Annotated in this window: 13 protein-coding genes; 10 read left to right on the forward strand and 3 right to left on the reverse strand. The window is 66.8% G+C overall.

Annotated elements, in window-relative coordinates; translation table 11 throughout:
- Positions 1-84: 84 nt before the first annotated feature.
- Positions 85-1,299, forward strand: a complete 1,215-nt coding sequence (locus V7702_RS04865) for a CoA transferase (protein WP_335649013.1) — start codon at positions 85-87, stop codon at positions 1,297-1,299.
- Positions 1,300-1,302: 3 nt separating this feature from the next.
- On the opposite strand, the gene V7702_RS04870 is transcribed toward V7702_RS04865, so the two are convergent.
- Complete coding sequence (locus V7702_RS04870; protein WP_335649014.1) at positions 1,303-2,064, reverse strand: slipin family protein; 762 nt, start codon at positions 2,062-2,064, stop codon at positions 1,303-1,305.
- 21 nt (positions 2,065-2,085) lie between these two features.
- Positions 2,086-3,447 (reverse strand): NfeD family protein, encoded by a 1,362-nt coding sequence (locus V7702_RS04875; protein WP_335649015.1) that lies wholly within the window; start codon positions 3,445-3,447, stop codon positions 2,086-2,088.
- Positions 3,448-3,613: 166 nt separating this feature from the next.
- Here V7702_RS04875 and V7702_RS04880 point away from each other — a divergent pair, with 166 nt between their 5' ends.
- Complete coding sequence (locus tag V7702_RS04880) at positions 3,614-4,723, forward strand: S-(hydroxymethyl)glutathione dehydrogenase/class III alcohol dehydrogenase (RefSeq protein WP_335649016.1); 1,110 nt, start codon at positions 3,614-3,616, stop codon at positions 4,721-4,723.
- Between the two features lie 9 nt (positions 4,724-4,732).
- The gene (gene fghA, locus V7702_RS04885; protein WP_335649017.1) at positions 4,733-5,575 is read left to right on the forward strand and encodes an S-formylglutathione hydrolase; all 843 of its coding nucleotides are present in this window, start codon (positions 4,733-4,735) and stop codon (positions 5,573-5,575) included.
- 170 nt (positions 5,576-5,745) lie between these two features.
- Here the strand turns inward: fghA and V7702_RS04890 are convergent, their stop codons facing one another.
- Positions 5,746-6,216, reverse strand: a complete 471-nt coding sequence (locus V7702_RS04890; protein WP_335649018.1) for a MarR family winged helix-turn-helix transcriptional regulator — start codon at positions 6,214-6,216, stop codon at positions 5,746-5,748.
- A 240-nt stretch (positions 6,217-6,456) separates the two neighbouring features.
- On the opposite strand from V7702_RS04890, the gene ectA reads away from it, so the two are divergent.
- From ectA to V7702_RS04925, 7 genes are all read left to right on the forward strand, one after another.
- Positions 6,457-7,035 (forward strand): diaminobutyrate acetyltransferase, encoded by a 579-nt coding sequence (gene ectA / locus V7702_RS04895; RefSeq protein WP_335649019.1) that lies wholly within the window; start codon positions 6,457-6,459, stop codon positions 7,033-7,035.
- Positions 7,036-7,074: 39 nt separating this feature from the next.
- Positions 7,075-8,388 carry a diaminobutyrate--2-oxoglutarate transaminase gene (gene ectB / locus V7702_RS04900; RefSeq protein ID WP_335649020.1) on the forward strand — a complete coding sequence of 438 codons (1,314 nt, stop codon included), beginning with the start codon at positions 7,075-7,077 and terminating at the stop codon, positions 8,386-8,388.
- Between the two features lie 12 nt (positions 8,389-8,400).
- The gene (locus V7702_RS04905) at positions 8,401-8,793 is read left to right on the forward strand and encodes an ectoine synthase (RefSeq protein ID WP_335649021.1); all 393 of its coding nucleotides are present in this window, start codon (positions 8,401-8,403) and stop codon (positions 8,791-8,793) included.
- A 112-nt stretch (positions 8,794-8,905) separates the two neighbouring features.
- Entirely contained in the window at positions 8,906-9,829 is a 924-nt protein-coding gene (gene thpD, locus V7702_RS04910) for an ectoine hydroxylase (protein ID WP_335649022.1), read from the forward strand.
- On the forward strand, positions 9,829-11,277 hold the full coding sequence (locus V7702_RS04915; RefSeq protein WP_335649023.1) for an aspartate kinase: 1,449 nt from the start codon (positions 9,829-9,831) through the stop codon (positions 11,275-11,277). The genes thpD and V7702_RS04915 overlap by 1 nt, the downstream gene beginning before the upstream one ends.
- Positions 11,278-11,361: 84 nt before the next feature.
- Entirely contained in the window at positions 11,362-12,810 is a 1,449-nt protein-coding gene (locus tag V7702_RS04920; protein WP_335649024.1) for a sodium/proline symporter, read from the forward strand.
- Positions 12,811-12,978: 168 nt separating this feature from the next.
- Positions 12,979-13,548, forward strand: coding sequence for a carboxymuconolactone decarboxylase family protein (locus V7702_RS04925; RefSeq protein ID WP_335649025.1), 570 nt, complete (start codon positions 12,979-12,981; stop codon positions 13,546-13,548).
- Positions 13,549-13,566 lie beyond the last annotated feature (18 nt).

The following is a 13,566-nucleotide window of genomic DNA, read 5'->3' on the forward strand; positions in this document are numbered from 1 at the left end:
CGGCCAGGGCGCCCCTGGCGTCAACCCGGCCGCATGTTATGGCCGGACCCTGACCGCCGCCGGCATCGACAGGAGGACGCCGCCATGTACGACCTGCTCAAGGGCCTGACCGTGGTCGAGGGCTCGGCCTTCATCGCCGGCCCCACCTGCGGGCTCTATCTGGCTCAGCTGGGCGCCCAGGTGATCCGGTTCGACAATATCGGCGGGGGGCCCGACTTCCGCCGCTGGCCGCTCGCCGCCAATGGATCGAGCCTCTACTGGGAGGGGCTGAACAAGGGCAAGAAGTCGGTGGCCATCGACCTGTCCAGCCCCCAGGGCCGGGAGCTGGCCCAGCGCCTGGCCGCCGCCCCGGGCAAGGACGCCGGCCTGTTCGTCACCAACTTCCCGGTCGAGGGTTTCCTCGCCTACGACAGGCTGAAGGCCATCCGCGACGACGTGATCTGCGTGCGGGTCATGGGCTGGGCCGACGGTGGTCCGGGCGTCGATTATACGATCAACAGCGCCGTGGGCGTGCCGCTGATGACCGGCCATCCTGACGATCCGCGGCCGGTGAATCACGTCCTGCCGGCCTGGGACCTGCTGACCGGCGCCTTTGCGGCCTTCAACCTGACCGCCGCCCTGCTGGATCGCTATCGCACCGGGCGGGGGCGCGAGATCCGCATTCCCCTGTCCGATGTGGCGGCCTCGGCCCTGGCCAATATGGGCATGACCGCCGAGATCCTGGCCGGCGAGGGCGAGCGGCCTCGCCAGGGCAACACCCTGTTCGGCGCCTTCGGCCGTGACTTCCTCACCCGCGATGGCCAACGGCTGATGGTGGTGGCCATCACGCCCCGCCAATGGACCGGCCTGATCGAGGTGCTCGGCGTGGGCGAGGCCGTGGCGGCGGTGGAGGCGTCGCGCGGCGTCGACTTCCGCAAGGACGAGGGTGTGCGCTTCGCCCATGTCGATGCGCTGATGCCGATCTTCGAGGCCGGGTTCGCCCGCGCCGACAGCGCGGACCTCTTGCCAAGGTTCGATGCGCTCGGCGTCTGCTGGGGGCCGTACCAGACCCTGGCCCAGGCGATGGACGACCCGCGCCTGTTCAAGGACAACCCGATCTTCTCGGACCTCACCCAGCCCAGCGGCGCGACCTATCCCGCGCCGGGCTATGCGGCGAGCCTGCCGCAGGACGAGCGCCAGCCGCCAGCGCCGGCCGCGGCCCTGGGCGCCCACACCGAGGAGGTGCTGGGCGATCTCCTGGGCCTGGACGCCCGAGAGATCGCCCGCCTTCACGACGCGGGCGTGGTCGCCTCAGCCTAAGGATCAGGCCTTCGGCTTGGCCATGTTGGCCAGCGCCGTGCCGATCTCCATGGGCATGGGGAAGACGATGGTGGTGTTCTTGTCGGCCCCAATGTCGGACAGCGTGTTCAGGTAACGCAGCTGCATGGCCTCGGGGATGGTGGCCAGGGTCTGAGCGGCCTCCAGCACGGCGTGAGCCGCCTGCTTTTCGCCCTCGGCGTTGATGACGCGGGCGCGCCGGTTCCGTTCGGCCTCGGCCTGGCGGGCGATGGCGCGGATCATGCTCTCGTCGATGTCGACGTGCTTGATCTCCACATTGGCGACCTTGATGCCCCATTCCTCGGTCTGGCTGTCGAGGATTGAGCGGATGTCCTGGTTGAGCTTGTCCCGTTCGGCGAGCATGTCGTCCAGGTCGTGTTTGCCGAGCACCGAGCGCAGGGTGGTCTGGGCCAGCTGGCTGGTGGCGTCCATGTAGTTCTCCACCTGGATCACCGCCCGGTCGGCGTCGATGACCCGGAAATAGATCACCGCCGAGACTTTCACCGAGACGTTGTCGCGGCTGATCAGGTCCTGGCTTGGCACGTCGAGCACGATGGTGCGCAGATCGACCCGAACCATCTGCTGCACGACCGGGATCAGCAGGATCAGGCCTGGTCCCTTGACGCCGGAGAAGCGCCCAAGCGTGAAGACCACCGCACGTTCGTATTCCCGCATCACCTTCACGGCCTGCAGCAGGACGACGATGACGAGGATCAGAAGTGCGCCGTAACTGGCGATATCGAACATGGGCTTTCCTTCCTTTGGCCGTCAGGCGGCCGGTGGCTCGGTTTCCGGGGCGGGTTCGACGATGAGGGTGAGGCCGTCCCGACCGGTGACGCGCACCTTCTGGCCTGTGACCAGAGGGGCCGGCGAGCGGGCCTGCCAGTCCTCGCCCTGGGTGTGGACGAGGCCTTCACCGCCGGCCCAGTGGCGCACCTCACCCAGGGCGTGGCTCAGCGATTGCGCGCCGGTGATCACCTGGAGCCGCGCGGCCTTCAGGGCCGAGCGAAGGGCGATCAGGAAGAAGGCGAGACTGACGCCCACCGTGGCGAAGACCACATAGGGCGAGAGACGGTAGCCCGGCATGTCGCGGATCAGCAGCATGGAGCCGATGGCCAGGCTGATCGCGCCGGCGACCCCGAAGACGCCGAGCCCTGGCATCACCGCCTCAGCCACCAGCAGGCCGACCCCCAGCAGCATCAGGGCTGCGCCTGCATAGTCCACCGGCAGCATGTTGAGGGCGAACAGTCCCACCACCAGGCAGACGGCCCCGACCGCCCCCGGTCCCACCGCGCCAGGCGACATGAACTCGAAGATCAGGCCGTAGATTCCGATCATCAGCAGGATGTAGGCGATGTTGGGATTGGTGATCACGGCCAGCGCCCTTGCGCGCCAGTCCGGCGACAACCGCTCCACGGTCGCGCCGGCGGTGCTGAGCACCCGAGGGTCGCCGTTCAGCTGCACTGTCCGGCCGTCGGCCTGGGTCAGCAGGTCGTCCAGGTCGCGCGCCAGGATCTCGACCACCTGCTGATCAAAGGCCTCCCGCGCGGTAAGGGTCGCAGCCTCGCGCACAGCCAGCTCGGCCCATTCAGCATTGCGGCCCTGGAGGCCTGCCAGCGAGCGGATATAGGCCACCGCGTCATTGGTGATCTTGGCGGTCATGGCGTCGCCACCCTTGGCGGGGGCGGCTTCACCCTCTTCGCCCTCGGGCTGGGCGGGGCTCAAGGGGCTGCTCCCGCCCATCTGCACCGGGGTGGCGGCGCCCAGGTGCGCGCCAGGAGTCATGGCCGCCAGATGGCTGCCATAGAGGATGTAGGTCCCGGCGCTGGCAGCCCGGGATCCAGCCGGGGCCACGAAGACGCTCACCGGTACGGGCGAGGCCAGGATGTCGGCGATGATGTCGCGCGTGGAGGAGTCCAGGCCGCCCGGCGTGTCCATGGTGATGACCACGAGCTCGGCCGATCGCTCGCGGGCGGTTTCCAGGCCCTGGCTGAGATATTCGGCGGTTCCGGGGCCGACGGCGCCGTCCAGCTCAAGGACGAGGACTAGAGGCCCAGGACCTTCCTGGGCGCGGGCGGCTGGGGCGTAGGTGATCCAGACGGCGGCGATCAGCAGGAGAAGTCCCGCCATCAGGCCCCAAGTGGTCGGTTGCGTCGTCTGACGCCGCATCGCCGCATCCCTCTCCGTCCGCTCGGCGGCAAGTCTAGGCCCGCGGCCCGGTCCATGTCTTCCCTAACCGGCTTGATCTGTCGCCCGCGAGGCGCCACCGAAGGCGGGTCAGCCTAAGGAGCCCCCCATGAAGACCCGCGCCGCCGTCGCCTTCGAAGCCAAGAAGCCGTTGGAGATCGTTGAACTGGATCTGGAGGGGCCCAAGGCGGGCGAAGTGCTGGTGGAGATCAAGGCTACGGGCATCTGCCACACCGACGCCTACACCCTGGACGGCCTGGATTCCGAAGGGGTCTTCCCCTCCATCCTCGGGCACGAGGGCGCGGGCGTGGTGGTCGAGGTGGGCGCCGGCGTCACCAGCCTGAAGCCCGGCGACCACGTGATCCCGCTCTACACACCCGAATGTCGCCAGTGCAAAAGCTGCCTGTCGCGCAAGACCAACCTCTGCACGGCCATTCGCGGCACCCAGGGCAAGGGCGTCATGCCCGACGGCACCAGCCGGTTCTCCTACAAGGGCCAGATGGTCCACCACTATATGGGCTGCTCGACCTTCTCGAACTTCACGGTCCTGCCGGAGATCGCCCTGGCCAAGATCAGGTCCGACGCCCCCTTCGACAAGGCCTGCTACATCGGCTGCGGCGTCACCACCGGCGTGGGCGCGGTGACCAACACCGCGAAGGTGGAGCCCGGCGCCAACGCCGTGGTGTTCGGCCTGGGCGGCATCGGGCTGAACGTCCTGCAGGGCCTGCGCATGGTCGGCGCCTCGATGATCATCGGCGTCGACATCAATCCCGACCGGGAGGAATGGGGCCGGCGGTTCGGCATGACCCACTTCGTCAATCCCAAGGAGATTTCCGGGGACGTGGTCACCCATCTGGTGGAGATGACCGGCGGCGGCGCCGACTACACCTTCGACTGCACCGGCAATGTCCAGGTGATGCGCCAGGCGCTCGAGGCCTGCCATCGCGGCTGGGGCGAGAGCATCATCATCGGCGTGGCCGAGGCCGGCAAGGAGATCGCCACCCGGCCGTTCCAGCTGGTCACCGGGCGGGTCTGGAAGGGCACGGCCTTTGGCGGCGCCCGTGGGCGCACCGACGTGCCGACCGTCGTCGACTGGTACATGAACGGGAAGATCGAGATCGACCCGATGATCACCCACACCATGCCGCTGGAAGACATCAACAAGGCCTTCGACCTGATGCATGCGGGCGAGAGCATCCGCAGCGTCGTGGTCTTCTGAGGTCATCCGATGAGTATTGAGGTTCTCCAGCAGCATCGCGTCCATGGCGGGACCCTGCGCTATCTTCGCCACCAGAGCGCCGTCACCGGCACGCCCATGCGCTTCTCCCTCTTCCTGCCGGAGGGGGAGGGGCCGTTCCCCATGCTCGTCTGGCTCTCGGGTCTGACCTGCACCGAGGACAATTTCACCACCAAGGCCGGCGCCTATGGCCCGGCCGCCGCCCACGGCCTGGCCATCCTGGCCCCCGACACCAGCCCGCGCGGCGAGGGCGTCGCCGATGACCCCGCCTATGATCTCGGCCAGGGGGCGGGCTTCTATGTGGACGCCACGCAGGCGCCCTGGACGCCGCACTTCCAGATGGAGACCTATGTCACCGGCGAACTGCTGGATACGGTGGCCGCCGAGTTCCCCATCGCGCGGGAGAAGGTCGGCGTCTCCGGCCACTCCATGGGCGGCCACGGCGCGCTCACGCTGGCCCTGCGCCATCCGGACATCTTCCGCTCCGTCTCGGCCTTCGCGCCCATCTGCTCGCCCACCCGCTGCCCCTGGGGGGAGAAGGCCTTCTCGGCCTATCTGGGCGAGGACCGCGCCGCCTGGGCGGACCATGACGCGGCGCTGTTGATCGAGGCCGGCGCCGCCCAGGGCCGGTTCGACGACATCCTCGTGGACCAGGGCCTAGGCGACAACTTCCTGGCCGATCAGCTCAAGCCCGAACTCCTGGAGGCCGCCTGCGCCGCCGCCGGCCAGAAATTGACCCTGCGCCGCCAGGACGGCTACGACCACTCCTACTTCTTCATGGCCAGCTTCATCGCCGACCACGTGGCCTTCCATGCGGAGCGGTTGAAGGGCTGAGGGGCGGAGTCGCTGGGTGAACTTCGGCTCGCGATCCCCCGCCATTCGCCCACACCTCGTCATGCTCGTCCCCTGTGGCGAGCATCCCTGTCGAAGGGAGGCGCGGGCGGCGAAAGGGATTCTCGGCACAAGGCCGAGAATGACGTGATGGGGTGCGGTGCGCCCGCCTTCTAATCCAAAGCCCCGACGTCCAGGACCGGCGAGGCGTCGATGCCTTCGGCGTTCAGCAGGGCTGCCACCCGTTCCAGGCCGGCGATGACCGAGGCCTGCTCCCAGTCGGCCAGCTTTTCGAAGCGGGCGGCGAAGCGGTCCTGCAGGACGTCGGGCATCTCCGCCAGGGTGCGGCGTCCCTCGGGCGTCAGCTCCACTGAAATCCGTCGCCGGTCCTCACTGCGACGGTGGCGCACCACTAGGCCGCGGGCCTCCAGCTTGTCCAGCAGGGCGGTGACGGTGGCCTGGCTCAGCCGGGCGGCCTCGGCGATCGCGCCGGCGCCCGGTTCGCCTTCCCGGGCCACGATCTGCAGGACGATCAACTGTGAGGGGGTGAGCCCGGTGCTGCGCGAGAGGTCGCGGGAGGCGAACTCCGCCGCCCGCACGATCCGGCGGATCGCCACCAGGGCGTCGCTGACGCGGCCTTCCATCCTGATTCCCCAAGGGTTCGCTGAGTCTTTGCGGCCTTGGTGATCCTCCAGATGCCTCGGTGACGCAAGCGTCTCGAATTCATAGGATCGGGATGATTTGAAGGATAAACGAAACGTGCTGATGATTTCTCAACGATATGCACGCTTTTCCCGCGAATGCCGGGAACCGCTGCCGATTTGGTGCGTAAACGCTGGGCAGTCGGGGTTGACATAGTTAGATCGACGAACCAAATAACAGCCATGGAAATTGAGAGCAATCAGTCGATGACCCAGGGGTTGGGCGTCGCCGAGCGCTCGGGGGGTAGGTTGGACTTCGCGGCGCCCGGCGCCGGGGACGGTCCTGACGTTCACGCCCTGATCGCGGCGTGTCCGCCGCTCGACCAGAACTCCGTCTATTGCAACCTCCTGCAATGCACGCACTTCGCCGACACCTGCGTGGCGGTGAAGCGGGACGGGCGGTTGGTCGGGTGGGTGTCCGGCTATCGTCCCCCTGAAGAGCGCGATGTGCTCTTCGTCTGGCAGGTGGCCGTCGCCGCCGAGGCCCGCGGCCTGGGCCTGGCCGGTCGCATGATCGGCCACATCCTTGAGCGTCCCGCGTGCGAGGGCGTGACCCGGATCAAGACCACCATCACCCCGGACAACGCGGCCTCCTGGGGCCTGTTCAAGGGGATCGCCCGGAAGCTGTCGGCGCCGCTCAGCGACGCGCCCTGGTTCCTCAAGGACCGGCATTTTCCGTCCGGCCACGACACCGAACACCTGGTCACCATCGGCCCCTTCGAGCGGGACGCGCTGACCATTCCGAGCCGCCCAGCGGCCTAAACCCATTCACGGACCCGACCCCAAGGAAGGGAAATCAACATGTACGACGCCGAAACCCAGACCCGCGAACCGCGCCCCTTCGCCACCTTTGAGCGGATGGAATCCCAGGTTCGCTCCTATTCGCGCAGCTTCCCCGCCGTTTTCGACCGGGCCGAGGGCTCCTGGCAGTATGACCGGGAAGGCCGCGGTTATATCGACTTTCTCACCGGCTGCTCGGTGCTGAACTATGGCCACAACCACCCGGCCATGAAGCGCGCCCTGATGGACTACATCGAAAGCAACGGTGTGGTGCACAGCCTGGACATGCATTCCCGCGCCAAGGCCGAGTTCCTCGAGGCGCTGGAGGGCAAGATCCTCAAGCCCCGCGGCATGAACTACCGCGCCCAGTTCACCGGCCCCACCGGCGCCAACGCCGTTGAGGCGGCCCTGAAGCTGGCGCGCAAGGTGACCGGACGCACCAATGTCATCGCCTTCACCAACGGCTTCCATGGGGTGACCCTGGGCGCCCTGGCGGCCACCGGCAACAGCCACCACCGCACGGGCGCGCACACGCCGCTCAGCGGCGTGACCCGCATGCCCTATGACGGCTATTTCGGGGAGGGCGTCGATACGGCCGCCCAGCTCGACCAGATGCTCAGCGACCCGTCGGGCGGCGTCGACAAGCCGGCCGCGATCATCGTTGAGGTGGTCCAGGGCGAGGGCGGTCTGAACGTCGCTTCGGCCGACTGGCTGCGTAAGATCGAGAAGATCGCCCACAAGCACGGCGCCCTCTTCATCGTCGATGACATTCAGGCCGGCTGCGGCCGCACGGGCGAGTTCTTCAGCTTTGAAGGCATGGGTCTGAAGCCTGACATCGTCACCCTGGCCAAGTCCCTCTCGGGGATGGGTCTGCCCATGGCCCTGGTGCTGGTGAAGCCGGAATTCGATCAGTGGAAGCCGGGCGAGCACAACGGCACCTTCCGCGGCAACTGCCACGCCTTCGTCACCGCCAAGGCGGCCATCGACACCTTCTGGTCCGACGACAGCTTCGCCGCTGAAGTTCAGACGAAGGGCGAGCGCCTGCGCAAGCGTCTGCGCGAGATCGCCCTCCAGAACCGCAGCGTGGTCAAGGGCGTGAAAGGCCGGGGCATGATGTGCGGCCTGGACGTGGGCTCGGGCGAGATCTCCGATCCCGTGGTCGATGAAGCTTTCAAGCGGGGCCTGATCATCGAGACCAGCGGCGCCCACGATCAGATCCTGAAGGTGCTGGCGCCCCTCAACATCACCGACGCCGACCTCGACGCCGGCCTCGATATTCTTGCTGACTGTGTGGCCGAAGTGGCTGGGCGCCAAGCGCTCGGTTCGGCGGCCTAAAGGAGTTCAAACATGATCGTTCGTGACCTGAATGAAGCCAACCAGACCCGACGTCGCGTGGTCTCCCAGGGCTGGGAAAGCACCCGTCTCCTGCTGAAGGACGACAAGATGGGCTTTTCCTTCCACCTGACCACCATCTACGAGGGCGCCGAGCTGCCCATGCATTACCAGAACCACCTGGAGTCGGTTTACTGCGTCTCCGGGGAGGGCTCGATCGAGGATCTCGCCACGGGCGAGGTTCATCCGATCAAGCCCGGTGTGATGTACGCCCTGGACAAGCACGACAAGCACGTCCTGCGCGCCAAGAGCGAGATGAAGATGGCATGCGTCTTCAATCCGCCGCTGAACGGCCTGGAAGTGCACGACGACACCGGCGCCTATCCGCTGGAAGCCGAAACCGTCTGAGGCTTCGGCGCCGGTCCCGTCGGGGTCTGCGCCCATCCCCCTTTAACCGTGAGCCCGCCCCCGGCGCCGAGATGGCCGCCGGGGTGGGACCAGAGGCGAAAGGAAGCCTTTCATGACCGATCTTTACCCCTCGCGGGTCGCCGACCAGCCGACATGGCTTGAACGCAAGGACCCCGTCATCCACAGCCCGTGGCGTTATGAGTCGCCGCTGAGCCAGGCCCAGCACGAAGCCTTCGAACGCGACGGCTTCCTGGTGCTGCAGAACGTCTTCGAGACTGAGGAAATCGCCGCCCTGCAGGCGGAGATGAACCGCCTGCGTGGCCTGCCGGATTCCATCGACCCCGAAACCGTGATCGCCGAGCCGGCGTCCGGCGCCGTGCGCTCGATCTTCGCCATCGATCGGCAGAGCGCCCTGATCGGCCGCCTGGCCGCCGACGAGCGGTTGGTCTCCATCGCCCATCACATCCTGGGCGATGAGGTGTACCTCCATCAGACCCGGCTGAACTACAAGCCCGGCTTCGACGGCAAGGAGTTCTACTGGCACTCCGATTTCGAGACCTGGCACACCGAGGATGGCATGCCGCGCATGCGGGCCATCTCCATGTCGGTCCAGCTGGTGGACAATTTCGAGTTCAACGGGCCGCTGATGCTGATGCCCGGCTCGCACAAGACCTTCGTCACCTGCGTCGGTGAGACGCCGGACGATCACTACAAGCAGTCCCTGCGCAAGCAGGAGTACGGCGTGCCCGACCGTGACAGCCTGGCCAAGCTGGCCGAGCAGCATGGCATCGTGGCGCCCACCGGCCCGGCAGGCTCGGTGGTGATCTTCGACTGCAACACCATGCACGGGTCGAACGGCAACATCACGCCGTTCCCCAGGGCCAACGCCTTCATGGTCTACAACGCCGAGGCCAATCGCCTCGTCGCGCCCTTCGGGGCTGAGACGCCGCGTCCGGAGTTTGTCGGCGCGCGCAAGCATACACAACGGCTGGTTCCCGTCTCCGGGAGCCTGGCCAAACAGGTAAGGGCGGCCTGATGAGCGGACATACAGTCGAGAAAATCGGCGGCACATCGATCTCCAACACCGATGCAGTGCTGGAAAACATTCTGATCGCCGACCGAAAGGGGCCTGAGCTCTACGGCCGCATCTTCGTGGTCTCGGCCTATGCCGGCATGACCAATGGCCTGCTCGAGCACAAGAAGACCGGCAGGCCTGGGGTCTACGCGCTGTTCGCCGGGGCCTCGGCCATGGAGGCGTCGGCCTGGCTGGACGCCCTGGCCCGGGTGCAGGCTGACATGCTCGCCATAAATGCCGATCGTTTTGGCGATAGCGAAGACCGCCGGCCGGCCGATGAGTTCATCCTGGCCCGCATCGAGGATGCGCGCTCGGCGCTGACCGACCTGCAGCGTCTGTGCGCCCACGGTCACTTCCGCCTGGACACTCAGCTGGGCGCGGCTCGGGAAATGCTCGCCTCCCTGGGCGAGGCCCACAGCGCCCACAATCTGACGCTGGAGCTGCGCCGCCGCGGCGTGAACGCCCGGTTCGTGGATCTGACCGCCTGGCATGACAAGCGGCCCCTGACCCTGGACGAGCGCATCCAGGACGCCTTCAAGGACGTGGACGTGGCCCGGGAGCTTCCGATCGTCACCGGCTTCGCCCAGCGCCGCGAAGGGCTGATGCGGGAGTTTGGCCGGGGCTACAGCGAGGTGGTGTTCAGCCGGGTCGGCGTGCTGACCGGCGCTGTGGAAGCTATCATCCACAAGGAGTTCCATCTCTCCAGCGCCGACCCGAACCTGGTCGGCCAGGATGCGGTGCGCAAGATCGGCCGGACCAACTATGACGTGGCCGACCAGCTGGCCAATCTGGGCATGGAGGCGATCCATCCCCGCGCCGCCCGGGGCCTGCGCCACGCCGGCATCCCGCTGATCGTCAAGAACACCTTCGAACCCGAGGACAAGGGCACCTCGATCTGCGGCGACTTCGTTTCGGAGACCCCGCGGGTGGAGATCATCGCCGGCATGAAGGGGGTCACGACCCTTGAGCTGCTGGAGCAGGACATGGTCGGTGTGAAGGGTTACGACGCCGGCATTCTGGATGTGCTGTCACGCCACGACGTCCGCATCGTGTCCAAGGCCTCCAACGCCAACACCATCACCCACCATCTCGACGCCAATCCGAAGCAGGTCAAACGGGTCATCGCCGACCTGGAGACGCTGTTCCCCAACGCCGCGGTCTCCACCCGCAAGGTGGCCATCGTCGCGGCCATCGGCAGCGACCTGAACGTGCCCAACCTGACTAGTCGGGCCACGCTCGCGCTCGGCGAGGCCGGTGTCGAGATCCTGGGGCTGCAGCAGCTGTCCCGTCGGGTGGACATCCAGTTTGTCGTGGCCGAAGATGGCTACGACGCCGCTGTCACCGCGCTCCATCGACGCCTGGTCGAAGAGGACGACGCCTTAGCCCGGCCGCTTCGAAGCGCAGCCTGACTTCTTGTTTTCGCCCGCGGCGTCAGCGCCGCGGGCCTTTCGCTTTTTTTATCTGACCATTTTCAAATCTTCCGGGCCTGCCCCATGACCATGATCGTCTTCCTGCTCTGCCTGGCCGCCTTCGTCGGGATTGGCCTGGCATCGGTGCGCAAGGCCCAGGCCTCCAAGAAGGACTACTACCTCGCCAGCAGCAGCGTGCACCCCGCGATGGCGGGCCTGTCGGCGGTGGCGACGAACAATTCGGGCTACATGTTCATCGGGGTGATTGGTTTCACCTATGCCACAGGGCTGGCCGCCATTTGGCTGATGATCGGCTGGATTCTTGGCGACTTCATAGCCTCCATCTTCATTCACCGCCGCCTGCGTGAGGTGACGGAATCGTCTGGCCAGGTCTCGTTCGGCGCGGTGGTCGCCAACTGGTCGGGGCAGGACTTCGGCCTTTGGCGCAAGATCGCTGCGGTCATCGCGGTGGTCTTCCTCGGCGCCTATGCCGCCGCCCAGATCGCGGCTGGAGGCAAGGCTCTGCAAGGGGTGCTGGGCTGGACGCCGCAGACCGGCGCCATGATCTCGGCGGCCCTGATCCTGGCCTATAGCGCTGTCGGCGGCATCCGTGCGTCGATCTGGACGGATGCGGCCCAGTCGCTGGTCATGATCTTCGCCATGACCATGCTGCTCTGGGTGGCGGTCGCCGGACGCGGCGGGATCGACAATACCTATATGGAAATGGCGGCCATCCCCGGCTTCCTCGACCTCTTCCCGGCCGATCTGCTGTTTCCTGGGTTGCTCGGCATGGCGCTGTTCGTCGTGGGCTGGATGTTCGCCGGCGTCAGCGTCATCGGCCAGCCGCATGTGATGGTTCGATTCATGGCCCTCAAGACGCCGGATGACATGGCCGCGGCCCGGGGCTGGTACTATGGCTACTTCACGGTCTTTTATCTGCTGGCCACCGGCGTTGGCCTGATGTCGCGGCTCTATCTGCCGGACCTCGGCGCCCTGGACCCTGAACTTGCCCTGCCGACCATGGCCGTGGAGCTCCTTCCTGCCGCCCTGGTCGGCGTGGTCCTGGCCGGAATCTTCGCGGCGACCATGTCCACCGCCGACTCCCTGGTGCTGGCCTGTTCGGCGGCGATCACCAGTGATCTGGCAGACGGCCGCATCCAGAAGCCCTGGATCATGAAAATGGTCACTGCAGGCGTGACCATCATGGCCTTGGTGTTCGCGCTCAGCGGATCGCGCAGCGTGTTCAGCCTGGTCATTCTGGCGTGGTCGACACTGGCCTGCGCCTTTGGCCCGCTGATGATTGTCCAGTCCCTGGGCCGGCGGCTGAACCAGCCGACGGCCATCGCCCTGATGCTGGGCGGTGTCGCCATCGCCTTCCTGTGGCGGATGCAGGGCTGGCACGTGCAGGTCTATGAAGGCCTGCCAGGCATCCTTATCCCGACGATTATCGGCTTGGCGATCAGCCACAAGGCGCCTCGGCGGGCCGCAGCGTCGGATACGCCAGTCGGCGAAGCGGCGCCCTCCAAGGTCTGATCTACGCTGGCGTCCAGGCGTCAGGGGTGTTTGCCCCTGGTGGGGCCACCGTCCCATGACTGGGGCGAAGATGCTGCGTACGCGGCCCCCTGAGCACACCGGAGCCTAGAAATCCGGGGCGAGGGGTGCGATGTCGGTACGTCGCAGGAAACGACCGGAGGACGACCCATGCGCCTGGCCAAGCCCAGAATTGAACCCCTCGCCGACAAGGACATGGACGCCGATCAGCGCGAGCTGCTGGCGCCTATGGCCGAGCGCGGCCGGGTCCTCAACATCTTCCGCACCCTGGTGCGCGAGCCCAAGGCGATGAAGGGCTTCATGGGCTGGGGCAACTACATCCTGTCGCGCCGCAACGGCCTGCCGGCCCGGGAGCGGGAGATCGTCATCCTGCGCATCGGCTTTCTGTGCCGCTCCGGCTATGAGTGGACGCAGCATGTGCCCATCGGCAAGCAGGCGGGCCTCACCGACGAAGAGGTCGCCCGCATAAAGGCTGGCCCCGACGCCCCAGGCTGGAGCGCCGCCGATGCGGCCCTGATCCGCGCGGCCGACGAACTGCACCACGACCAGTTCATCACCGACGCGACCTGGAAGGCGCTCAACGCCCATTTCAGCGACAAGCAGAAGATGGACGTGGTGTTCTCGGCCGGCCAGTACACCCAGGTCTCGATGATGCTGAACAGCTTCGGCGTCCAGCTGGACGAGGGCCAGACCCTCGACCCTGACCTGAAGGGCTTCTGATGGGCCGGGTCGACGGCA

Source organism: Phenylobacterium sp., assembly GCF_036963605.1.
In the GTDB taxonomy this organism is placed as follows: Bacteria; Pseudomonadota; Alphaproteobacteria; order Caulobacterales; family Caulobacteraceae; genus Phenylobacterium.